General features: G+C 71.8%; 14 protein-coding genes. 9 read left to right on the top strand and 5 right to left on the bottom strand.

The window, feature by feature from the left end:
* Nucleotides 1-15: 15 nt before the first annotated feature.
* From N7L95_RS03500 to N7L95_RS03490, 3 genes are read left to right on the top strand one after another with little or no spacing between them, the layout of a single operon-like run.
* Complete coding sequence (locus N7L95_RS03500; RefSeq protein ID WP_301258429.1) at nt 16-819, top strand: outer membrane lipoprotein-sorting protein; 804 nt, start codon at nt 16-18, stop codon at nt 817-819.
* A 7-nt stretch (nt 820-826) separates the two neighbouring features.
* Nucleotides 827-2,098, top strand: coding sequence for a hypothetical protein (locus N7L95_RS03495; protein ID WP_301258428.1), 1,272 nt, complete (start codon nt 827-829; stop codon nt 2,096-2,098).
* Between the two features lie 39 nt (nt 2,099-2,137).
* A complete protein-coding gene (locus N7L95_RS03490; RefSeq protein ID WP_301258427.1) occupies nt 2,138-2,539 on the top strand; it encodes a RidA family protein in 402 nt (133 codons plus the stop codon).
* Nucleotides 2,540-2,564: 25 nt separating this feature from the next.
* Here N7L95_RS03490 and N7L95_RS03485 read toward each other — a convergent pair whose 3' ends face one another.
* The 3 genes from N7L95_RS03485 to N7L95_RS03475 are packed head-to-tail and all read right to left on the bottom strand — an operon-like array spanning nt 2,565 to nt 5,213.
* The gene (locus N7L95_RS03485; protein ID WP_301258426.1) at nt 2,565-3,521 is read right to left on the bottom strand and encodes an amidohydrolase family protein; all 957 of its coding nucleotides are present in this window, start codon (nt 3,519-3,521) and stop codon (nt 2,565-2,567) included.
* Nucleotides 3,518-4,165, bottom strand: a complete 648-nt coding sequence (locus N7L95_RS03480) for an N-acetyltransferase (protein WP_301258425.1) — start codon at nt 4,163-4,165, stop codon at nt 3,518-3,520. Before N7L95_RS03480 ends, N7L95_RS03485 begins: the two co-directional genes overlap by 4 nt.
* Nucleotides 4,166-4,193: 28 nt before the next feature.
* Nucleotides 4,194-5,213, bottom strand: coding sequence for a PLP-dependent cysteine synthase family protein (locus tag N7L95_RS03475; RefSeq protein ID WP_301258424.1), 1,020 nt, complete (start codon nt 5,211-5,213; stop codon nt 4,194-4,196).
* 35 nt (nt 5,214-5,248) lie between these two features.
* On the opposite strand from N7L95_RS03475, the gene N7L95_RS03470 reads away from it, so the two are divergent.
* Complete coding sequence (locus tag N7L95_RS03470; protein WP_301258423.1) at nt 5,249-5,398, top strand: hypothetical protein; 150 nt, start codon at nt 5,249-5,251, stop codon at nt 5,396-5,398.
* 32 nt (nt 5,399-5,430) lie between these two features.
* Here the strand turns inward: N7L95_RS03470 and N7L95_RS03465 are convergent, their stop codons facing one another.
* On the bottom strand, nt 5,431-7,341 hold the full coding sequence (locus N7L95_RS03465) for an alpha/beta fold hydrolase (RefSeq protein ID WP_301258422.1): 1,911 nt from the start codon (nt 7,339-7,341) through the stop codon (nt 5,431-5,433).
* Between the two features lie 78 nt (nt 7,342-7,419).
* Nucleotides 7,420-7,686, bottom strand: coding sequence for an acyl carrier protein (locus tag N7L95_RS03460; RefSeq protein WP_301258421.1), 267 nt, complete (start codon nt 7,684-7,686; stop codon nt 7,420-7,422).
* A 304-nt stretch (nt 7,687-7,990) separates the two neighbouring features.
* On the opposite strand from N7L95_RS03460, the gene N7L95_RS03455 reads away from it, so the two are divergent.
* The 5 genes from N7L95_RS03455 (at nt 7,991) to N7L95_RS03435 (ending at nt 22,682) form a co-directional block, all read left to right on the top strand.
* Nucleotides 7,991-8,755 carry an iron-containing redox enzyme family protein gene (locus N7L95_RS03455; protein WP_301258420.1) on the top strand — a complete coding sequence of 255 codons (765 nt, stop codon included), beginning with the start codon at nt 7,991-7,993 and terminating at the stop codon, nt 8,753-8,755.
* A gap of 25 nt (nt 8,756-8,780) precedes the next feature.
* On the top strand, nt 8,781-10,277 hold the full coding sequence (locus N7L95_RS03450) for an AMP-binding protein (protein WP_301258419.1): 1,497 nt from the start codon (nt 8,781-8,783) through the stop codon (nt 10,275-10,277).
* A gap of 77 nt (nt 10,278-10,354) precedes the next feature.
* A complete protein-coding gene (locus tag N7L95_RS03445; protein WP_301258418.1) occupies nt 10,355-12,547 on the top strand; it encodes an AMP-binding protein in 2,193 nt (730 codons plus the stop codon).
* On the top strand, nt 12,544-17,997 hold the full coding sequence (locus N7L95_RS03440; protein ID WP_301258417.1) for a type I polyketide synthase: 5,454 nt from the start codon (nt 12,544-12,546) through the stop codon (nt 17,995-17,997). Before N7L95_RS03445 ends, N7L95_RS03440 begins: the two co-directional genes overlap by 4 nt.
* The gene (locus N7L95_RS03435; RefSeq protein ID WP_301258416.1) at nt 17,994-22,682 is read left to right on the top strand and encodes a condensation domain-containing protein; all 4,689 of its coding nucleotides are present in this window, start codon (nt 17,994-17,996) and stop codon (nt 22,680-22,682) included. Before N7L95_RS03440 ends, N7L95_RS03435 begins: the two co-directional genes overlap by 4 nt.
* Nucleotide 22,683: the final 1 nt, after the last annotated feature.

Below are 22,683 nucleotides of genomic sequence, written 5' to 3'. Positions count from 1 at the left end.
GCAAGGACTGCCGTGATGGCCGAGCTCTCGTGTTCCCGGATTCGGCGACTGGTGGTTTGCACCCTGCTGTGCGCCGGCGCCGTCGCGGCATCCGCGGCCGCGCCGGCCGCCACCGACGCGCAGGCGCTGCTGGCGGCCAGCGATGCCATCCGCAACCCGGGCCAGCCGTTTTCGCTGGCGGTCAGCCTGACCGAATACCGGGCCGGCAAGCAGACCGATGCCAACAGCCTGCAGGTGTATTCGCGGGCCGATCCGCAGGGCGGCCAGTTCCGCACCCTGGTGCGCTTCGTGGCGCCGGCCCGCGACCTCGACAAGCTGATGCTCAAGAGCGGCAATGAGCTGTGGTTCTACGATCCGGCGAGCCGGGCCAGCGTCCGCATCTCGCCGCAGCAGCGGCTGCTGGGCCAGGCCGCCAACGGCGACGTGGTGACGGTGAACTTTGCGCAGGCCTACCGGGCCCGGCTGGAGCAGCAGGAAGAGGTGCAGGACGGTGACCGCCAGTTGCGCCAGTGCGACCGGCTGGCGCTGGAGGCAGCCACGCCCGACGTGACCTACCACTCGGTGCAGATGTGGCTGGACCATGCCAACCAGCGGCCGGTGAAGGCCCGCTTCTTCAGCGAGAGCGGTCGCCTGCTGAAGACGGCCTTCTACCGCCGCTACCGCGAGGAGCTCGGCGTGCAGCGGCCGACCGAGATCGTGATCATCGACGGCCTGGACCCCAGCCTCGTGACCGTGATGCGGTATGGCGAATTCGTCGCGCGCGAGGTGCCCGAGAGCTGGCTGCAGCGGGACTACCTGCCGCGCTTCAGGCCGGAATGAGGCGCCAATGAGACATGCCGCCTGCGGCTGCCTGCTGCTGGCCGCGGCCATCGGCATCGCCCGCGCGCAGGACGCCGATGACGCTGCCCTGCGGCTGGCCGACCAGACCGCGGAAGCGGCGGACCCGGGGAAGCCGGAGCGCCGCCTGAGCGTCGAAGCCGCCGGCGCCTGGGCTGCCCCGCGTGGCGGTGGCCAGCGCGAGCAGGGCCAGCGCCTGTCGCTGGACCTGGCCTGGGAGCGGGCCCTGGCGCCGGGCTGGCGCTTCAGCCTTGCCGACCGCCTGGACCTGCTGGGGCCGGACCGCCTGCCGGGCGAGCGATCTTCGGTCAACACGCTCAAGGAGTTGTTCCTGACCGGGCGGCTGGGCCGCGAGCGCATCGTCGACATCGGCCGCGTCAATCTGCGGCTGGGCGTGGCGATGGGTTACAACCCGACCGACTACTTCCGGGAGCTGGCGGTGCGGCAGGTGGTGTCGGTGGACCCGGCGAGCCTGCGCGAGAACCGCCAGGGCACCGTCATGCTGCGTGGCCAGCAGCTGTGGCAGGGCGGCTCGGCCAGCCTGCTGTACTCGCCCAAGCTGGGCAGCGGCCCCAACCCGGGCAAGCACGCCATCGACGTGGGCGCGACGAACCACCGGCATCGCTGGCTGCTGAGCCTCAGCCAGACGCTGGCCACCGACCTGCAGCCGCAGCTGCTGCTCTACGAGCCGGGTGAGCCGCACAGCTCGCTGCAGCTGGGCCTCAACCTGACGCATCTGCTCAGCCCCGCCTGCGTGGCGCATGCCGAATGGTCCGGCGGGCGCGGGCCCGACCTGCTGGCGCGCTCGCACGGGCAGCCGGGCGAGGGCGACGCCTTCCACTCGCAGCTGGCGGCCGGGCTGACCTGCACGACCGCCCGCAAGCTCAGCCTGACCGCCGAATACGAGCGCAACGGCGCGGCACTGGACGACGCCGGCTGGCGGGCCCTGCGCCGCGGGCCCTTGGCGGCCGAGCTGGCCTACCGCCAGGTGGCGGCCGAGCGGCAGGACCCGCCGACCCGCCACAACCTCTTCCTGCGGGCTGCCTGGCAGGATGCGCTGTGGCCGCGGCTCGACCTGTCGGCCATGCTGCGCGCCAACGCGGCCGACGACAGCCGACAGCTGTGGGCCGAGGCCCGCTACCGTCTGGACAGCACCGACCTGGCGCTGCAATGGCAGGGGCACCACGGTTCACAGCGCAGCGAATTCGGCGCGCTGCCGCAACGCCAGCTGTGGCAGCTGCTGGTCAAGCACTGGTTCTGAACCCGGCCCGAGCGGCCTTCGAGTGAAAGGCAAGACGACATGAGACGCTTCATCACCGCGGCCGAGGGGCTGCCGCAGTGGACTTCGCCGATCAGCCATGCGGTGGTCGTGGACCGGCATTGCTACCTGAGCGGCCAGCTCTCGCTCGATACGCAGGGCCGGCTGCTGCCCGGCACGGCGGCCGAGGAGGCGCACCGGGCCTTCGAGCACCTCTTTCGCGCGCTGGCCGCGGCCGGCTTCGAGCGCAGCGACCTGGTGTTCATCGACATTGCCTTTCTCGACCTGGCCGACCTGCCGCAGGTGAATGCGGTCTACGAACGCCTGTTTCCCGCCGGTCAGCGGCCGGCACGCACGGTGTACCAGGCCGCGGGGTTGCCGTTTGGCGGCAAGGTGAAAGTGCAGGGCGTGGCGGTGCGCGAAGCCGAGGCGGGCGGCGCCTGACGCCAGGCGCGGCCCTGGTGCAGCCTCAGTCCACCCCCAGCAGCCGGCGGATGTTGGCCGACATCAACCAGCTGCGCTGAGGCGCCGAGACACCGGCCAGTGGCCCGGCCGGGCCCAGGAACAGCTCCATGACCTTGCGGTGCCCGCCGGAGTAGCGGAACACCGGCCAGTCGGTGCCGAACAGGATCTTGTGGTTGATGCCTTTGCGGAACAGCTCGGCCAGCGCGCCTTGCCAGCCCTGCGGGTGCGTGGAGGCGATGAAGGCGCTGATGTCGAGATGCACGTTGGGCCGGTAGGCGCACAAGGAGCTGCAGGCGTCGACATGGTGCACGGCGCCATGCGCGAGGATGAAGTTGACATCGGGGAAATCGCGCGCCGCCTCGTCCAGCAGGTCGGGGTGTGACCACCCGAAGTCGAGCGCCGGGCTGGTCGGGCCGATGTGCAGCAACACCGGCAGGCGGTGCTGCCGGCACAGCTCGTAGTAGGGGTAGAGCAGGCGGTCGCTGGGGCTGTAGCCGCAAGGCGGGTAGAGCTTCAGGCCCTTGAAGCCGTGCTGGCGGATGCCGGTCTCGAACAGCGCCAGGCCGTCGCTGCCCCAGCGTGGGTCGACACCGGCGAAGACAAAAAAGCGCCCGCGGTGGCGCTGCAGCACGGCGGCGTGCTGCCGGTGCATCTCGGCGATGTCGAGCTCGCTGGTCATCACATAAGTGAAATCGGGCAGCAGCAGCACGGCTTGGGCAATGCCGGCGCTGTCCATCTCGGCCACCAGCTGGTCGCCTTCATGGTCCTGGTTCTGCCGTCGGTACATCTCCAGCAGCTCGGCCACCGAGCGCCGCACCCCGGTGGCCGCCAGGCGGGCCGCCACGTTGCCGCACAGGCCTTCGAAGAAGGCGGTGGGAATGAAGCGCGTCGAGGCCAGGTGGCAGTGCGCGTCGATGACCGGGCCGTCGTAGACCGGCGGGGCGGCAGCGGCGGTGCTCACGACTGGCCCGTGGCCGTGCTGCGGGTGGCCAGGACGGCGAGGGCGTTGGCTTTCAGGTCGGCCACGCGCTGCATCATGAAGTGGCCTGCGTGGCTCTTGCCGCCGGCCCGGGCATAGTCTGGCAGCAGGCCGTAGGTGGCAAAGCCGAAACGCTCCCAGGCGCGCAGCGCCGGTGTGCCGGCGCGCACGTCCAGGGTCAGCAGGTCCACGCCCTCGCGCTCGCACTCCAGCGCGATCTCGTGGAAGGCGGCCGGCAGCACGGTGCCGCCCCGGAAGCCTTCCCGGATCATGCCCTTGGCCAGGTCGGCGATGTGGCGGTTGTTGGGGTTCAGGTTGCGCCTGAGGGTGCACAGGCCGATCAGCAGCTGGCCGCTCCAGATCGTCAGCAGCCGGCACTTGCCGGCGGCCAGCTGGCCGCGCAGCTCCTCCAGGTAGCCGGCGGCTTCGCCGTCGCTGATGTCGGTCGCGAAGCCGATGATGGGGGCCGTGGCGCTCGTCTCGCGCATCAGCGCCACCACCTGGGTGCCCAGGCCGGCGTCGACCTGCTCCAGCCATCGAAAGGCAATGGGCTCGAGCTGGGCGGTGTCGACCGGCCCTGGCGGGCGGGCTTCCTGCTCGATCTGGCGGGTGGCATTCAAGCTCATGGTGTCTCCTCGGTACATCGGTCGGGCGTCAGGCCGCCATCGGGTCGGCGTTGCGGCCTGCGGTGGGCTGCGCCGGCTGCAGGGCGTCCAGCACCCCGGCAAGGCGGTTGGCGCGCAGCCATTGGTCGTCGTAGACGGTGTCGAGGTACTTGATGCCGCTGTCGGGCAGCACCACGACGATGTTGCAGGGGCCGGTGGCGGCGGCCGCCACGGTGCGTGCCACATGCAGCACGGAGCCAGAGGAGCCGCCCAGCAGCACACCTTCCTCGAGGGCCATGCGGCGGCAGGCCAGGAAGGCGTCGTGGTCGGACACCTTCACCACCTCGTCGACCAGCGATTCGAGGATGTTGCCGGGGCGGAAGCTCAGCCCGGTGCCGTTCTGCAGGAAGGGCTTGAACTGGCCACCGAACACCACCGAACCCTCCGGCTCGACGCCCACCACCCGGGTGCTGCCGCGGCGCTCCTTCAGGTACTTGGCGGTGCCGCTGAGGTGGCTGCCGGTACTGGCGCAGCCGATCAGCACGTCCACCGATCCTTCCAGCTGCTGGAATATCTCCGGCCCGGTGGAAAGATAATGCGCGTCGATGGCCGCCGGATTGTTGTACTGGTCCAGATTCACGCAGTTCGGCAGCCGCTCGGCAATGGCCTTGGCCACGCTGATGCGCTTCTTCTGATAACTGCCGTTCTCGTCAGGCATGTTGACCATTTCCACCTGCCCACCGAACGCCCGCACCAGGTTCACATTGCTTTTCGGCGTCTTGGGGTCCAGCACGCAAATGAAGTGGTAGCGGTGAATGGCGCACAACATGGCCAGCGCGTGGCCCATGTTGCCGGAGGTCGATTCGACGATGGACCAGCCGGGCTGCAGGTGGTGGTCTTCGCGTGCCTGCAGCAGCAGTTGCAGCGCGCTGCGGTCCTTGACGCTGAAGCCCGGGTTGCAGGCTTCCAGCTTGCCGTAGACGCGCACGCCCTGGTCGGGGTCACCCAAGCTGCGGAGCTCCAGCATCGGCGTATTGCCGATCAGCTCCAAGATATTCTTGGCGTACATCGTTGAGATCTCCGTTCCGTACGGTCGGAATGTGAATGAAAAGCAGTGCCTCGTCGGCGCTCCTTATTCTGGAGATCGCAATGACGGTGGGCTGCGGAGGAAGCAAGAGCGTGAATGATTTGCTGATTCAATATATTTTCGAGGTGCGCTTCGTGCCAGCTGTCCGATGGGACATGATGAATTGATTAAGGGTTAATGCGGAGTATTCGGCCGATATTTACAGCTCGCCGCAGGCGAGTATGTCGGCAACCGCTGGTGATTCGTCCTGGTGAACGCGCAGGCGAGGGTGCGGCGGCAACTCCCCGTCGGCACCGGCATGGAAGAAGGTGGCCAGCAGGGCGGCCAGCGCTTCGCTGTTCTGGTCCAGGAAATAGTGACTGCCGTGGCGCACCTCCACCCATCGGGGCCGGCACAGCGTGGCGCAGACGTCGCGCGCGCGTTCGCAGCTGGTGGTGCTGTCGCAATCGCCCGTCACCAGCAACACCGGCTGCGGCAGCGGGGCGCGTGCGCGCAGCGGGCGCAGGTCATGCGCGCGGAAGCTCAGCAGCTGGCGGCTGTACGCCACCATGTGGGCCGCACTGTCGAAAGGCAGCTGGAGCCAGGGCTGGTGTCGCTTGTCGGCCATGCCGAAGATGCTGTGGAGGGCGCCGTCCTGCCCGCCGTCCGCCTCGGCCTCGGCCTTGGCCAGCAGGGCGCGCATGGAGCGGGCCATGCTCTCGGCGGCCGAGGGCATGCGGTCGACCAGCCGGCACATGGTGTGGAGGTTGGTTTCATAGGTGGAGTCGGCGCCGGCGTGGTCGCTCATGCCAGCGAAGGAGGGCGCCAGCAGCGCCAGCGAGCGGACCCGTGCCGGCCAGGCGGCCGCCAGTTCCAACGCCAGCTTGGCGCCGCTGCACCAGCTGGCCACATGGCAACTGGCCACTTGCTCCTGGAGCAGCACGGCGTCAATGGCGGCCAGGTAGTCGGCCACCGGTTGCTCGCTGGCATAGCTGGTCATCGGCAGGCGGACCGGGCTGTCGGGCGTATCGGTCAGCGCCAACAGCGTGAAGTGCCGGGACAAGCCGTGCGCCAAGCTGCTCCAGAAGTCGAGCGGCAGCCCGAAGGCGTTGACGATCAGCAGCACCTGCGGCCCACTGCCGCAGCGCAGGTAGTGCACGGTGGCATGGCCCGCGCGGCACTGCCGTGCCTGCGACATCGCCGCAAATGGCAGTGTGGCGTCCGGCTGGCGGGACGGTGGGAGCAGCAGGGCCCGCAGGTCGAGCGGCGGTTCGGTGGGCAAGGACAGCGAGCGGGCCTCGGTCAGCACGGGCGGCGCGTGCATGCCGAGCTGCCAGTGCGCCTGGCGGTGCTGCAGCGCCTCGATCACCAGGCCGGCGGCGCCCGGGTCGCCGCGGCCGTCCGGAATCGGCGGTCGGTCCGTCAGCGCCCCCAGCAGCGCCGCTGTATCGAACAGAGGCCCCCCCTGCAGCAGGTACCAACCGGGCGGCAGCTCGCTCCAGGCGTTGGCCAGGCAGCGGGCCACACTGTGCGCCCCCAGGCCGCGTAGGGGCCGCTGCCCGGCGGTGGGCGCCGAGAGGGGATGCCGATCGAAATAGCCAGGCAGCCGGCGCTCCAGTTCGAGCAACGGCTGCCGCACCGCATGCACCAGATCGTCCAGGGGTGTGACGGCGGGCTCGAAGGGGCTCGGCTGGCGCGGCAGGTCGGCGATGCCGTCGAGCAGCAGCATCACGTGCCATGGCTGTCCGCCCTGCGGCAGCAGGCCGGCCAGCTGCCGGCGCAGCGCCTGGATGCGCTCTGCCGGCGGGCTTGCTGCCAGGCCAGGCACCGCCAGGTCGGCCACGATCAGCAGCCGGGAGGCGCCAGGCGGCAAGGCGTCGACTCCCGGCAGCGGTGCTTCCTCGTCGCCGACCGACAGGAACCAGACCCGGCCGGCGGCGGATGGCACCGGCCCGCCTGCGGCGGCGACATGCAGTCGCTCGAGGTGGGCCAGGCCCGAGGCGGGCCCGTCTTGCGCCAGTTCGTCGGGTTCGAGCAGCACGGTGGCTCGCCGGTCGGGATGCTGCAGCCAGGCGGAGAGGAAATGAGGCACCAGCGGGTGGCTGGCGCCCAGCAGGGCGAGTTCTTGCATGGCGGGGTCCGGTCGTGGGTCTGGGACGGCGGCGCGCGGAACGGGCGCCCGAACTGGCAGGCGCGCCCGACCACGCGCTCAAACGCGGGCTGGCAGGAGCGACTCGACCAACCCCTGCGCGTCGCCCACCGTGCGCAACTGGGCGACTGCCTCGCCATGCTCGGCGAAGCTGATGCCGAATTGCTCCTCGGCCAGCGCCAGCAGCGAAATCAGGGAAATCGAATCGAGCATCAGGTCGGCCGTCAGGGAGGTATCTGCCGTGATGGTGGCCGGGTCGATATCGATGGCCAGTATGCGCGAAATGAGGTCCACCATTTCGCCTAGCGTCGCGCCGCCGTCATTCATATTGATGATCCTTGGGTAATGGAAATGCAACGGCCGCTGGCGGGCCGGATATATCGCGAGGGAAATTGTGTTGTACAGAGATCGCAAAGGCGACGCCACCTGACCACGCGTACAGGATGATCAGGCATCAACATTGAGGATGTTCCAAGGGACAGGTTTTCCAGCGCCTGTTCACTTCGTACATTTTCGAGCACCCGGGCGATTTGACCACGTGCTCCGGGAATACCCGGAAACACATCCTGACCCGCCTGCCGGCCGCCTCCCATGCGGCCTGGCCGGCGCGCCACACTGGAGGCCACAGGCCATGAGCAGCGCGATGAACACGCAGGCTTTCTCGCTGGAATTGCGGAAGGTCCTGGAAGAACAATTGACCCTCGACCACCCGGTTTTCAAGGAGCTATTTACCGGCGAAAGGAACTGGCCCCTCTTGAAGATCATCACTTTAGAGGGCTACCAGATTACCAAGTACTTCCTCGAATATATTGAGAATCTCTATTTCCGATGCCCCTTGCCGGTGCACAAGCGGCGTCTGCTGTTCAATTTGTTCGAGGAAGAGACAGGTCGCTTTTCCAGGACCAAGAACCATGTGGAACTGATGCAGGACTTCATCCGGGCCCAGGGTATTCCGGACGAGGAGCGGGATGCGTGGCGGCCGTCGCCGCAAACGCAGGAGCTGATAGATTACCGGCTCAATGCAGTGAAGGGCGAGGGCAGTTACCACATCGGCGCGGCCGCGGTGATGATCGCCAGCGAGGGCCAGAGCCTGGAGACCCGGGCCGGCGAGGCGCGTCACCGCATCCTGGGCCAGGTGTACGGCCTGAGCGAACAGGACACCCTGTTCTTCTCGGTGCACCAGAAGGAAGACGTCGGCCACGTGGCCGAAGGCATCGCCCTGGTGTCCGAGTTGTGCACCACCGCCCAGATGCAGCAGGAAGCGCTGCACGCGGTGCGCCACACCTGTCGCCTGTTCTGGAACATGTACGAGAGCGCGGCCCAACGCTGGCAAGCCGTGAAGCAGGCCACGGCCGCCGGCGCCGGCGGTGCCGCGCCGCAACTGGCGCAAGCCTGAAAGCTGGGTAGCACAGGAGCCGGCCATGCGATTCGATGACCTTCTGGCCCGCCTGCGGGGCCGCACCGCCACCACCGTCTGTTTTGTCGATGAGCAGGGCGCTGAAACGCGCAAGACCCTGCAGGAGCTGTACTGCGACACGCAGGCGCTGATGGAGCGCCTGGCCGCCGCCGGCCTGAAGGAAGGCTGCCGCATCGGCATCGCGGCGCCAAGCAGCTATCGCTGGATGGTCTGGGACCTGGCGTGCATCGGTCTCGGCTGCGTGTCGGTGGCGCTGCCCCACGAGCCGCTGCAGGAGCCGGCCGAGCGGCTGCTGGCCCGCTACCAGCTGACGGTGCTCGCGTTGCCGGCCCTGCTGCCCGGCGAGGAGCGGGTGCTGGACATCGACGCGGCCAGCCCCTGGCCGCGCGTGTCGCCGCGGCCGCAACCGCATGCCCCTGGCACGCATTCGCTGGTGTTCAGCTCCGGCACCACCGGCAAGACGAAGGGCTTGATCATCAGCCGCGCCGGCACGGAGAAGCTGGTGACGCTGTACGCCGACGCCTTCGGCGTGCGTGACGGCGAGCGCTGCCTGACCTTCCTGCCTTTCGCCAACTACCAGCAGCGCATGGTCTATTACTTCTGCCTCTATTACGGCGTGGACTTCGTCTACCTGCCGTTCCCGCAGTTGTTCGCCGGGCTCCGGAAGCAGCGACCGACCTTCATGATCGCGCCGCCGGTCTTCTACGAGACGCTGCAGAACCTGGCGCTGGCGGTGCGGCCGGCCGCGGGCATGACCACGGCCGATCGCCTGGCCGAGCTGCTGGGCGGCCGCATCCGCTACATGATCACCGGCATGGCGCCCATCAAGCGCGCCACGCTGGACTTCTTCTGGCGCCATGGCGTGCTGCTGTACGAGGCGTTCGGCATCACCGAGGCGGGCATGGTGGCCTGGAACAAGCCAGGTTGCGTCCGCCTTGGCACCGTGGGCAAGCCGGCGGAGGCCGGCACCGTCTCGCTGTCGGAAGACGGCGAAGTGGTGGTGAGCCGCCAGGCGCTGCTGTCGATGGGCTATTTCGAGGCGTCCGAGGAAGACCTGCGCTCGACCTTCCTGTCACCGCAGTCGGTCGCCACCGGCGACATCGCCGAGTTCGACGTGGACGGTTTCCTGCACATCGTCGGCCGCAAGAAGGATGCGATCGTGGCCCGCAACGGCGAGAAGTTCCATCCCGAGCCGATCGAATCGCTGCTGCACGCCGACCCGCGTGTCACCGTGGCGGTGCTCCTGGGCAGCGACGAGGCGGCCGGGCTCACCGCGGTGCTCGGCACCCGGCAGGTCGACGATGCGCAGGTCACGGCCGAGCTGCGGGCCCATGTGGCACGCATCAACGCCGGCCTGCCGGCGCATCAGCAGATCCGGCGCATTGTCTTCACCGACCAGGACTTCAGCGTCGAGAACGGGCTGCGCACCAAGAACATGAAGCTCAACCGTCGCTCCATCCGGGCCGCCTTCCTGGAGGACGGCGCGGGCCGTTCCTCCTAGCGCCGCCGGCTGCCCGCACCGCCGCCACGGTGCCGCTGGTGCCTTCCCACCCTTCTTCTTCGCCTGTCGCCCTGCCCATGAACACCGACCGCCTGTTCCCCACTGCGCGCCCGCCCGCCAGCGTGATCGACACCCTGGCCGCCCTGAGCGAGCGTCAGCCCGACAAGATGGCCCTCACCGTGCTGCACGACGGCGAGCAGCCGGAAAGCGTCACCAGCTTCAGCGCGCTGCACCGCCAGGTCCAGGCGCTGGCCGCGGTCTTGTGCTCGCGCTGGCCGCAGGGCACGCGGGTGGTGCTGCTGCTGCCGAATGACGCCGACTGCGTCTGCACCTTCCTGGCCTGCCTGGCGGCCGGCATGGTGGCCGTGCCGGCCCATCCGCCGCAGCAGACGCGCAAGCCGGGACCGTGGCGCAAGCTGCAGGGCATCGTCGACAACTGCGGCGCACGCGTCCTCGTGACCACGGCCCGCGCGCTGCCCGCCGTGCAGGCGCTGCAACAGCAGGAAGGGTGGTTCGCCGGCTGCGACGTGGAGAGCAGCGCATCGCTGATGGCAGCTGCAGACCTCGCCGCGCCGGCCGCCTTGCCTCGCCCGCGCGTGGAGGACGTCGCCTTCCTGCAGTACACCTCGGGCTCCACCGGCAGCCCCAAGGGCGTGGTGCTGACGCACGGCAACATCCTGGCCAACCAGCAGCTCATCGGCCAGCTGATGGGCACCACCGAGGCAACGCGCTTCGTCTCGTGGCTGCCGCTGTACCACGACATGGGGCTCTCGCAGGTCTTCCAGATGGCGGCGGTCGGTTGCAGCGTGGTGATGATGCCGCCGGCGGCCTTTGCCCAGAAGCCGCTGCGCTGGCTGCAGGCAGTGTCCGACTACCGGGCCGATGCGTCGGGCGGGCCGAACTTCGCCTACCGGCTGGCCACCGCCGCACTGCAGTCGCCGCAGGCGCAGGGGCTGGACCTGTCGTGCTGGCAGCTGGCCTTCTGCGGGGCGGAGCCGATTGCGCGGCACACGGTGGAAGCCTTCCTGCGCAGCGCGGCTCCGCACGGGCTGCAGGCGAAGGCCTTCTGCGCCTGCTACGGCATGGCCGAGGCGACCGTGCAGGTGAGCGGCGCCGGCCGGGGCACGGGGCCGCGTTTCCTGTGTGTCAGCGGCAGCGAGCTGGCCCGCGGCCGGCTGCGGCCCTGCGCCGAGTCGGACCCCGACGCCCGCAGCCTGGTGGGTTGCGGCGACACCGGTGAAGCGCACGAGATCCTCATCGTCACCCCGGCCGGACGGCCGGTGGAGCAGGCCGGCGACATCGGCGAAGTCTGGGTGCGCGGCCCCAGCGTGGGACAAGGCTACTGGGAGCTGCCGCAAGTCAGCCGCGACACCTTCGAGGGCCGGCTGCAAGGCGACACCGACGGCCCCGCCTACCTGCGCACCGGCGACCTGGGCGCCCTGCTGGACGGGCAGCTCTACGTCACCGGACGACTGAAGGACTTGCTGATCATCCGCGGCCGCAACTTCTACCCGCAGGACGTGGAGGAGACGGTGCAGGCCAGTACCGAAGGCCTGCGGTCCGGCTGCGGCGCCGCGGTGGCCGTGCCTGTCGATGGCGAGGAGCAGCTGGTCGTGGTGCAGGAGGTGGCACGTGACCACCGTCGCCATCTCGATGCGGCGACGGCGCTGCGCAACATCGTGCGCGCCGTCGTCGACGAGCACGGTGTGATGCCTTACGAGGTGGTGCTGGTCGAACCGGCCACGATAGAAAAGACCTCCAGCGGCAAGATCGCGCGGGCCTGGTGCCGGCAGGCCTGGCAGCAGGGGCAGCTGCAGCGGGTGGCCAGCTGGCGCGAAGGGCAGCCGATGGAGCCCGGCAGCGCGCCCGCCTCGGCGGACCAGGGCCAATTCCGGCGGCGCGAGATGGAGGACCGGCTGGCTGGTGTGGTGGCCGCCTTCCTGGGCCTGGAGCGCTCGGCGCTGTCGCGCAGCGCGCCGTGGAGCGAGCTGGGGCTGGACTCGGTGCGCGCGGTGCAATTGCTGCTGCAGGTGGAGCGCGCGCTGGGCGTGCCGCTGGAAACCACCCTGCTGTGGGAGCGCGCCACCATCCAGGAGCTGGCGGAGGAGCTGCTGCTGCGCGAGGCCGGCCGCACTGCGGTGGCGGGGCCGCCGCCGGCCGCAGGCCATGGCGCCGTGCCGAACCGGGCCGCGGTCGCCGCCATGAGCGAGGCCGAGGCCGAAGCGGCCCTGCAGCAGATGCTGCAGCCGCAGACGGGGGTCAACGCATGACGACCGTTGCCGCTGGGGCACCGGCGCTGTCGCCCGTCAAGCAGGCCTTGCTGGAGATTCACTCGCTGCGCGAGCAGCTGCAGGCGATGCGGGAAGCGCAGGCCGAGCCCATAGCCATCGTTGGCATCGGCTGTCGCCTGCCGGGCGGCATCGAGAATGCCGCCCAGCTGTGGCGGCGGCTCGCCGATGGCTTCGATGCCGTGACACCGGTACCCCCCGACCGCTGGGACGCGCGCGTGCTTGCCGAGGCCGAGCCTGGCACGCCCGGGCGCAGCTACAGCCGGCACGGCGCCTTCCTGGACGGGGTGGACCGTTTCGATGCCGCCTTCTTCGGGGTCTCGCCGCGCGAGGCGGCGCAGATCGATCCTCAGCAGCGCCTGCTGCTCGAATGCAGCTGGCGTGCCGCCGAGGATGCCGGCTTCTCGCGCGAGGGCCTGCGGGCGCTGTGCACCGGCGTGTTCGTCGGCTCCTGCCTGGATGACTACGCGCGCGTCAGCGAGGCCGCCGCCGGCCCCGGCCGGCAGCTGGCGGCCACCTTCCTGGGCACCGCACGCAGCATTGCGGCGGGCCGCATTGCCTACCTGCTCGGGCTGCAGGGCCCGACGCTGCAGCTGGACACCGCCTGCTCGTCCTCGCTGGTGGCGGTCCACCTGGCCTGCCAGAGCCTGAGGGGCGGCGAATGCCAGCTGGCGCTGGCCGGTGGCGTCAACCTGATGCTGGCGCCGCATGCCAGCGTGGGCCTGAGCGAGCTGCAGGCCCTGTCGCGCCAGGGCCGCTGCCGCACCTTCGACGCCGAGGCGGACGGCTACGTGCGTGGCGAAGGTGCCGCGGTGGTGGCCCTGATGCGGCTCAGCGAGGCGCGCCGCCTGGGCCGGCCGGTGCATGCGCTGATCCGCGCGTCGGCCATCAACCACGACGGCCGCAGCAACGGCCTGACGGCCCCCAACGGCCGGGCGCAGCGCGAGGTGATGCGGGCCGCGCTGGCCCGGGCCGGCATGGCGCCGGCCGAGGTCGACTATGTCGAGGCGCACGGCACCGGCACGCCGCTGGGCGATCCGGTGGAGTTGCAGGCGCTGCACGAGGTCTACTGCAAGGGCATCGACCGGCCCGGTCCGCTCTGGGTGGGCAGCCTCAAGACCAACCTGGGGCACCTGGAAGGCGCCGCCGGCATCGCGTCGCTGCTCAAGCTGGTGTGTGCCCTGCGGCACGGCGAGCTGCCGGCCCACCTGCACCTGTCGCGGCCCACCGCGCATGTGGACTGGCAGCGCAACGGCATCCGCATCACCGAACGGCACATGGCCTGGCCGGCCTCGCCTTCGGGCCGGCGAGTGGCGGGCCTGAGCTCCTTCGGCATGAGCGGCACGAACGCCCACCTGCTGCTGCAGGCCTGGGTGGCGCCGCCCGAGGCGGCTGCGCCGGCGCCTGCGGAGGGCGGCGGGCCGGAGCTGATCCCGCTGTCGGCCCACACCCCCGGGGCGCTGCAACGCCTGGTGCAGGAGCAGGCGGCCCAGCTCGAGCAGCCCGAGCCGCCGGCGCTGCCCGAGCTGGCGCATGCGCTGCGCATGCAACGCGACAGCCAGCGCTGGCGCCATGCGGTGCTGGCCTCCAGCCCGGGCGAACTGCACCGCGAGCTGCAGGCGCTGGGCCTGCCCACCGCACCGGCCGAGGCCCAGCCGCCGCTGGCCTTCCTGTTCACCGGCCAGGGTGCGCAGTACGCCGGCATGGCCGAGGGGCTGTACCGGGCCTTCCCGGCCTTTCGCGCGGTGCTCGACACCTGCAGCGAGGCGCTGGTCGCCAGCGGAGGCGAAGGCCTGCCGGCCGTGCTGTGGGGCGAGCGCCAGGCCTGGCTCGACGACACGCGCTACACCCAGCCGGCGTTGTTCGCGCTGGAGCTGGGCCTGGCCCGGCTGTGGCTGGACTGGGGCGTGCGCCCGGCCGGGCTGCTGGGCCACAGCATCGGCGAATATGCCGCCGCCTGCCTGGCCGGCGTGTTCTCGCTGGAAGATGGCAGCCGGCTGGTGGTGGCGCGAGGCGAACTGATGGCCCGGCTGACGCCGCCCGGCCGCATGCTGACGGTCTTTGCGCCCGCCGCCGTGGTGGCACCCTGGCTGGAGGCGAGCGGTGGCGAGGTCGGCCTGGCCGGTGACAACGCGCCCCGCAGCGTGACCGTGTCGGGCAGCCCCGCGGCGGTGGAGCGCCTGGTGGTCCGGCTGCGCCAGGCGGGCATCGAGTGGCGGGCGCTGAAGGTTTCGCGGGCTTTCCATTCCCCCTCCATGGCGCCGATGCTCGACGCCTTCCGTGAGGTGGCAGCCGGCATCGACTACCGGCCCCCGCAGCTGCCGCTGCTGTCCAACCTCACCGGCCGCTTCGAGTCGGAGCGGTTCACGACGGCCGACTACTGGGTGGACCATGTGCGCCATACCGTGCGCTTTCGCGAAGGCGTGGAGGCCTTGCTCGCGCGAGGCATGCGCGCATTCGTCGAGGTCGGCCCCGGCAAGGGCAGCCTGGGCCTGGCCCGCGCGGTCGCCGCCGAGCGGCCGCCGGCCGTGCCGCCGCTGTGGCTGCCCTGCCTGGCGCCGGGCCAGGATGAGCGCCGCAGCCTGCTGCAGGCGGTGGGCGCGCTCTACACGCTGGGGCAGGAGGTGGACTGGGCAGCACTGGAGGCGGCCGGCGGCGCGTCCCGCACCGAGGTGGCGCGGCCGGTGGTGGCGCTGCCGGCCTATGCGCTGGAGCCGGCCAGCCACTGGATCGGCCCGCGCGGGCCGGTCGGGCTGCTCGGCCCCGCGCTGGCACCGGCCGCGCCAGGCGACGACAGCCTGCTGGGCATCGCCCTGCAGCTGCCCGCCATGGCGGAACGGCGCTATGAAAGCCGGGTGGGCCTGCAGCGGCACGCCTTCCTGGACGGGCACCGGGTGCAGGGCCACGCGGTGCTGCCGGCCGCTGCCTGGCTGGAGATGGCGCTCGACGCTGCCATGCGCTCCGGCCAGGTGCCGGCGGGCCTGCGCGAGGTGAGCTTCGAGCAGCCCCTGGTGTTGCCCGAGGAGGGCGACGCCCTCGTCGCCACCGTGGTGGCGGCCGACGGCCGTGCGCTGGAGTTCTTCTCCCAGGACAGCGCTGCCGGCCAGGCCGACTGGCTGCGGCATGGAGGGGCTTCGTTCGCTGCTGCGCCGGCCGGGCCCGCCGGGCCGGCGCTCTCGTCCTTCGAGCAGGCCTGTACCGACGAAGTCGCGCTGGCACCGCTCTACCGCCAGCTGGAGCAGGCCGGCCTGGCCTATGGCGGCGTGTTTCGCGCCTTGCAGGGCCTGCGGCGAGCCGGCTCGCAGGCATTGGCGGAGCTGGCCGTGCCGGAGCAGGGCTGGCGGCCGCGTGGGGTGCACCCGGCGCTGCTGGATGGTTGCTTCCAGGCGATCGCGGCCTTGCTCGGCGAGGACCTGGCCGGCTCGCCCTGCCTGCCGGTCGGGGTGGACCAACTGGTGGTGTCGCCGGCCCTGGCCGGACTGCGGCGCTTGCGATGCGGCATTTCGCTGCACAGCCGCCTGCCGCTGGTGAAGGCGGACCTGGCGCTGTTCGATGCGGACGGGCAGGCGGTGGCCACACTGCGCGGCTTGCAAATGGCTCGCGCTGGCGGGCTGAAGCGGGCAGCGCCGCCGCTGCAGCAGCACGAATGGCAGTGGCAGCTCGCCGCATCGGCGCCAGCCGCACCAGCCGGCCATGCGCTGCTGGCAGGCGAGGACGGCGCCGTCGCCCGCTCGGCCGCCTCGGCCCTGCAACAGGCCGGCTGGCACTGCGCGAGGCTGGGCAGCGGGGAACAACTCCCCCTGGCCGCCGGCTCGCCCTGCTTGCTGCTCTATGCGTGGCCCGCCACCGACACGACTGACCCGGCCGGGCTGCCCGCCGCCGTCGAGGCGGCGTACCGGGCATTCGCCGATTTCTGGCGCCCGCTGGAGGAGGCCGGGCTGCCGGCCGGCAGCACGCTCTGCTTGCTGACGCAACACGGCCAGTGCCTGCCCGGCGTGGACGAGGACATCGACCCCGCGCAGGCGGCTGCCTGGGGCCTGGGCCGCAGCCTGATGCACGAGGCCGGCGAGCTGCGCGTGCTGCTGCTCGACCTCGGGCAGCCAGGCGACGCTGCGCGGCTGCCGTCCGCCCTGGCCGTGGCCCGCCACACGGCGGAGCGGCAGTTCGCCGTGCGCGGCCCGCAGCTGCAGGTGCCGCGACTGAGTCCTGCCGGGCCGTTGCCGGCGGCGGCCCCGCTGGAGCTGGCGTCCGCCACGGTGCTGGTCACCGGCGGGCGGGGGGCGGTCGGTACCCGGCTGGTGGAGTGGCTGATTGTCCGCGGCACCGGCCGCACGATCTCGGTGAGCCGGCAGCGGCCGGACCCCGACGCGGCCGCTCGCCTGCAGGCGCTCGCCGCGGCCCATGGCAGTGTGCTGGAGTTCCGTTGCGCGGACGTGGCGGATGCCACGCAGGTGCAGCGCCTGATGGACGCGGCTGCCAGCGACCCCGACCGGCCGCTGCGCGGCGTGCTGCATGCCGCCGGCCACCTCGAAGACGGCTGGCTCGGCCGCCAGGCGGGCGACGCGGCAGCCCGCGTGCTGGCGCCCAAGGTCGCCGGCACCTGGCTGCTGGAGCAGGCCAGCGCGGCGTCGGGCCTGGCCTTCTTCATCGGTTTTTCGTCGGTGGCCGCCTGGCTCGGTTCGCCGGGCCAGGCGGCTTATGCCGCGGCCAATGCGACGATGGAAGCGCTGTGCCTGCGCCAGCGGCTGCAAGGCGGCTGCGCGCAAGGCATCGCATGGGGCCCCTGGGCGGGAGCCGGCATGGCAGCGCGGCTCGCCGCCGGGCCGCAGGCGCGGCTGCAGTCCTTGCCGCTGGCCGCCATTGATCCCGACGAGGCGGTGGCCGCGCTGGATGCGTGGCTCGGCGCGGCGCCGACGCCAAGCCGGCTGCTGTGGCGGGTGGATGTGAACGGCCTGGCGCAGCACGATGCGGGCGGTGTGCTGCAGGCCGTGCTGCAGACGTCGGCCGCCGTGCCGGCGCACGGCGAGGGCGCTGCGCCGTCAGCGCTGGCCGCCCGGCTGGCCGCGCTGCCGGCCGCCACGCGCCAGGCCGAATTGCGCCGCCACCTGGCCGAGGGGCTGGCCGCCACGCTGCAGCTGGCGCCGGAGCGCATCGATGCGGCGCGGCCGCTCATCGAGCTGGGCCTGGACTCGCTGATGGCGGCCGAATTCCGCGCCACCATCCGGCGCGCACTGGCGCAGGACATTCCGTTCGGCCGGCTGCTTGAAGGCGCAAGCCTGGATGACGTGGTCCGCCTGCTCGCCGAGCGCCTGGACGACGCGGCGGCGGCGCCCGGGCCGCAGGCGCATGGCCCGGCCGCCGCGCCGCCGAGCCTGGCGGCAGTGTCGGCCGAAGCGAGCTTCGGCGCTGAAATGGAAAGCGGGGATGTATGAGTTCGATCGACTACCTCAACCAGCTCGCCGCACGCGGCATCCAGCTGTGGGCCCAGGACGGCAAGCTGCAGTACAAGGGTCCCAAGGAGGCCATGACACCGGCCTTGCTGGCCGAGCTCCGGCAGCACAAGCCGGCACTGCTGGCGCTGCTGGAGCAGTTCGGCACCTCGGCCGGCACGGCGGGGCTGTCGTACTCGCAGAAGTCGCTCTGGTCACTGCACCGGCTGAATCCGGACAGCGCGGCCTACAACGTGATGTTCGCAGCCCGGCTGGACGAAGGGCTCGACCTGCCGGCCCTGGCCCGCTGCTTCGACTACCTGGTGGCCCGCCACCCCATCCTGCGCACCCGCTACGAGATGGGGCCGCAGGAGCCACAGCAACGCGTCAGCCTGGAGGCGAGCGCCCGGCTGCAGGTGGAACCGGTGCTGGAGGCCGACCCGGCCGGCGTGCTGGCCTGGATCGAGCAGGTCGCCAACCAGCCCTTCGACCTGACACAGTCGCCCATCCGCGCACGGCTGCTGGTCAACCGCGGCGCCGCCGGCGAGGCGCCATCGGCCGGGCCGCGGCATGTGCTGCTGCTCAATGTGCACCACATCGCGGCGGACTTCTGGTCGCTCGAGATCCTGGTGCGCGAGCTGGGCCAGCTCTACCAGCTGGCCTTGCGCGGCGAGCCGCTGCGCCTGCCGCCGCTGACGCTGCAGTACCAGGACTGCGTGCAGCGCGAGGCCGAGCGCCTGCAGGGCCCGCAAGGGCGGGCCCTGGCCGCCTTCTGGGAGCGTGAGCTGCAGGGCGGCCTGCCGCCGCTGGCGCTGGCCACCGATCGTCCCCGGCCGCCGGTGAAGACCGAAAACGGCCGCGTGCTGGAGCTGCCCCTGGGCGAGCGGCTGTCGGCCGCGGTGCGCGAGGCGGCGCGCAGCTGGCAGCTGACGCCGTATGTGCTGCTGCTGTCGGTCTACCAGCTGCTGCTGTTCCTGCACACCGGCCAGTCGCGCCTGTTGATCGGTGCCCCCACCGCCGGCCGCAACGAGCCCGGCAGCGAGGCGCTGATGGGCCACTTCGTCAACACGGTGGTGCTGGCCTCCGACCTGCAGCGCGAGCAAGCCTTTGCCGATCTGGCCACCACCACCCGGGCACTGGTGCTGCGGGCACTGGACCACCAGGACTACCCCTTCCCGCTGCTGGTGGAGCGGCTGCGCCCACCGCGCGACGCGAGCCGGTCGCCGGTCTACCAGGTCATGTACAACTGGAACCAGCGCCGCCTGGCCGGCACGGCCGACGACGCAATGGCAGCGGGGGACGGGCTGATCCGCGAGATCCTGGCGGCCTCCAGCACCGGCACCCGCGGCGCCACCCACGACCTGACGCTGAATGTCCAGGATCGCGGCAGCGACTACCTCTGCGCCTGGACCTACAACACCGACCTGTTCGAGGCTGCCAGCATCGAGCGCATGGCCCGCCAGTACCTGGGCCTGGTGGAGCAGGTGCTGGCCGATCCCCGGCAGCGCCTGGACGACTACCGCCTGGCGCCGCACGCCATCCGGCTGAGGGGGCTCGAGCAGGTGGCCCTGCTCGGCCGGGCGGCCGACACGGCACCCGCGCTGGGCGCCGACTTCGAAGGCCATGCCTGCCGGTTTCCCGACCGGCCGGCCTTCCAGCTGGCCGACCGCTGGCTCAGCCACGCCGAGGTGCAGCAGGCGCTGCATCACCTGCGCGGCGAGCTGGCCAGGCAGGGGGTGGCGGCAGGCAGCGTGGTGGCGCTGGCGACCCGTGAGGTGGCCGGTTTGGCCGTGGCGGCGCTCGCGGCCTGGCAGCTGGGCGCCTCGCTGTGCCTGGAGCCCGAGGGCGGCGAGCTGGTGGTGGCCGACCTGCCGCTGGCGCCGGGCGGCACCGCGGCCGCCTGGCCAGCGCTGCAGCTGCAGCGGCAGTGGCCGGCCGGCGACCGGGTGGCCGTCAGCGCCGCCCGGCTGGGCCGCTGCGTCGAGGCGCTGGCCGGCGTGCTGGGCCTGCAGCCAGACAGCCGGCTGCTGGTGCTGTCCGGTGGCGATCCCCGCCTCGCCTTGCTGCAGGGCCTGGCCACACTGGCCCGTGGTGCCTGCCTGTGCACCCATGCCGCACTGGATGGCGACACGCTGGCCACGCCGGCGGCCGAGCTGCAGGCCTGGCTGCAGCGGCAGGCGCCCACCGCCCTGATGCTGCCAGCGCTGCGGGCGGCCGACCTGCCGGCCGAGGCGCCAGCATCGCTGCAGACGGTGTTGCTGGTCGGCGAGCATCCCCATGCCGTGAGGCAGCTGCTGGCCGCGCAGCCGCGGGTCCGGGTCGGCTTCCTGCCACAGGCGCTGGTCGACGGCTTCATCCCGCCGGTGGCCTTCCGGCCCGAGGGCGACGGATGGCGCCTGCAGGCGGCCCCGGCTGCGTACCCGAAGGCGCTGGCACTGGGCCCATTCCTCGACCTGGCGGACGAGCGCCAGCACGCCCGCCTCGCCTTGCTGGCGGAACCCCGGCGCGGCGCCGCGGCGGCCGATGCGTCGGGGCTCGGCGCACGCTTCCACGGTCACGGCGACCTGTCGAGCGCCTTCGTGCACCACACCCTGGTGGAGACCGGGCTCACGGCGGTGCTGCAGCCGGACGGCAGCCTGCGCTGCCCCGACCCGTCGGGCCGTGTCGCCTCCCACCGCTTCGCGCCGTTTGCGCTGGGGCCGGTCGAGGCGGTGCTGGCGGCCCATCCCCAGGTGCGCCAGCTCGCCTGCCTGGTGCGCCCGGGCGACAGCGGTCCGCGCCTGCAGGCCTTCGTGCAGCCGAGGGGCGGCCTGGCAGGGTTCGATGCAGCGGTCCTCGAGGCCGAGTTGCGCGATCGCCTGCGGCAGGCCTTGCCGGAAGACCAGCATCCGCAGGACCTGGTGTTCGTCGCCTCGCTGCCCCTGGACCGCTGCGGTGCGCTCGACGCCGGCCGCCTGCCGCCGCCCACCAGCCGGCCCACGGCCAGCCGCGCAGCCCCGGCCAACCCGGTGGAGGCCCGCCTGGCGGAGATCTGGCGCGAGGTGCTCGGGCTGCCCTCGGTGGGCATGCAGGACAACTTCTTCGAGCTGGGTGGTGACTCCATCCTGGCGGCCGTCATCGTTTCCAGGGCGCAGCTGGACGGGCTCTACCTGGAGCCCAAGGCGGTCTTCGAGCATCCCAGCATTGCCGCCCTGGCCCGGGCGGTGAGCGACTCGCCGCTGATCCGGGTGGAGCAGGGCGCTGTCACCGGTGAAGCGGCGCCGGGGCCGGCGGCGGCCTGGTTCTTCGAGTCGGTGCAGCAGGACCTGTCGCACTTCAACCTCAGCCTGCTGCTGCAACTGGCCGACGCGCCCGAGCCGGCCCGGCTGGACGAAGCGCTGCGCCTGTTGGCCGAGCAGCACGACGTGCTGCGCTCGCGTTTCGTGCGGGGTCCGCAGGGCTGGCGCCAGCTCTACGGCGCGGCCGATGCAGGCCGGCTGGTGCCGCGCCTGTCGGTGCGGCACTGCAGCCCGGGCAGTGCCGCCTGGCAGGAAGCCATCGCGGCCGAGCAGGCCGGCCTCGACATCGAGCAAGGCCCGCTGTGGCGCATCTGCTGGCTGCAAGCCGCCACGCAGGCCGACAGCCGCCTGCTGCTGGTGGCCCACCACCTGTTGATGGACCGCATATCGGGCACCCTGCTGTTGCAGGACCTGGGCCGCCTGTATGCCGGGCTGCTGCAGGCCGGCGCTGCGCCGCGCCTGCCGCTCAAGACCACCTCGTACAAGACCTGGGTGGAGCAGCTCGCCGAGCAGGCCCGCGGCGACGAGATGGCGGCCGACCGGCGCTACTGGCAGGCCGTCTGCGCAAAGGTGGCTGAGGCGGCCGACGCCGGCCCCGGTTTCGGGCTGCTGCCGCGGCGCCGGCGCGGCGGGCCGCTGTCCGCCGTTTCGGCCGTCGAGGCGGGCGGGCCCTCCCAGGTGGCCCTGTCGCCTGCCGCGACGGCCGCCTTCCTTGCCGCCCAGCAGGCTCACGCCAGCGATGCAGACGACCTGCTGCTGGCCGCCCTGCAGCGAGCGGTGCAGGCCTGGGGCGGCACCAGTGCCTTGTGGATCGAAGTCGAAGGCCATGGGCGGCATGCCGCCCCCGGCACCGACACCAGTCGCACCATTGGCTGGTTCAGTGCCATCTATCCGCTGCTGCTGGAGGCCCCGGCCGGCGAGAGCCTGGCGGCCGCCATCGCCCGCATCCATCGCCAGCGCCATGAAGTGCCGCGCCAGGGCAGCGGCTACGGCGCGCTGCGCTACCTGGCCGACACGCCGGTGGCTGCCGCGCTGCGCGGCTTGCCGCGTCCCGGCCTGCTGTTCACCTACCTCGGTGCGCTGGAGCAGATGGTGGCGGCCGACGGCTGGTTCACCGGCCAGGCCGAACCGGCGCCGGCCATGCGCAGCGCCCGCCAGGCACCGACCCACGGCCTCGACCTGTCGGTGTACCAGCAGGGCGGCAGGCTGGTGCTGGAGTGCCGCTTCGACGCCGCGCTCTACACCCGCCCGGAGGTGGATGAACTGCTCGCCGGGCTGGCCGGCCAGCTGGCCGAGCTGGAGCCACCGGCCAACGGCGCCGGGCCCGCGCCGGCCGCATTGCAGGCGCTGGAGATGGCGCCCGACGAACTGGCCCGCTTGCTCGAAGAAGTGCAGGCGCTGGACGCCTGAG

Origin of the sequence: Eleftheria terrae, assembly GCF_030419005.1 — a bacterium.
Lineage (GTDB): Bacteria > Pseudomonadota > Gammaproteobacteria > Burkholderiales > Burkholderiaceae_C > Caldimonas > Caldimonas terrae.
This window is presented reverse-complemented; position numbering and strand designations above follow the sequence as displayed.

Coding starts and splice junctions, on each gene's coding strand:
- N7L95_RS03455 (WP_301258420.1), top strand. CDS start 7,991: ATGAGCAGCGCGATGAACACGCAGGCTTTCTCGCTGGAATTGCGGAAG.
- N7L95_RS03435 (WP_301258416.1), top strand. CDS start 17,994: ATGAGTTCGATCGACTACCTCAACCAGCTCGCCGCACGCGGCATCCAG.
- N7L95_RS03475 (WP_301258424.1), bottom strand. CDS start 5,213: ATGTACGCCAAGAATATCTTGGAGCTGATCGGCAATACGCCGATGCTG.
- N7L95_RS03490 (WP_301258427.1), top strand. CDS start 2,138: ATGAGACGCTTCATCACCGCGGCCGAGGGGCTGCCGCAGTGGACTTCG.
- N7L95_RS03500 (WP_301258429.1), top strand. CDS start 16: ATGGCCGAGCTCTCGTGTTCCCGGATTCGGCGACTGGTGGTTTGCACC.
- N7L95_RS03495 (WP_301258428.1), top strand. CDS start 827: ATGAGACATGCCGCCTGCGGCTGCCTGCTGCTGGCCGCGGCCATCGGC.
- N7L95_RS03470 (WP_301258423.1), top strand. CDS start 5,249: ATGAAAAGCAGTGCCTCGTCGGCGCTCCTTATTCTGGAGATCGCAATG.
- N7L95_RS03445 (WP_301258418.1), top strand. CDS start 10,355: ATGAACACCGACCGCCTGTTCCCCACTGCGCGCCCGCCCGCCAGCGTG.
- N7L95_RS03460 (WP_301258421.1), bottom strand. CDS start 7,686: ATGAATGACGGCGGCGCGACGCTAGGCGAAATGGTGGACCTCATTTCG.
- N7L95_RS03450 (WP_301258419.1), top strand. CDS start 8,781: ATGCGATTCGATGACCTTCTGGCCCGCCTGCGGGGCCGCACCGCCACC.
- N7L95_RS03440 (WP_301258417.1), top strand. CDS start 12,544: ATGACGACCGTTGCCGCTGGGGCACCGGCGCTGTCGCCCGTCAAGCAG.
- N7L95_RS03480 (WP_301258425.1), bottom strand. CDS start 4,165: ATGAGCTTGAATGCCACCCGCCAGATCGAGCAGGAAGCCCGCCCGCCA.
- N7L95_RS03465 (WP_301258422.1), bottom strand. CDS start 7,341: ATGCAAGAACTCGCCCTGCTGGGCGCCAGCCACCCGCTGGTGCCTCAT.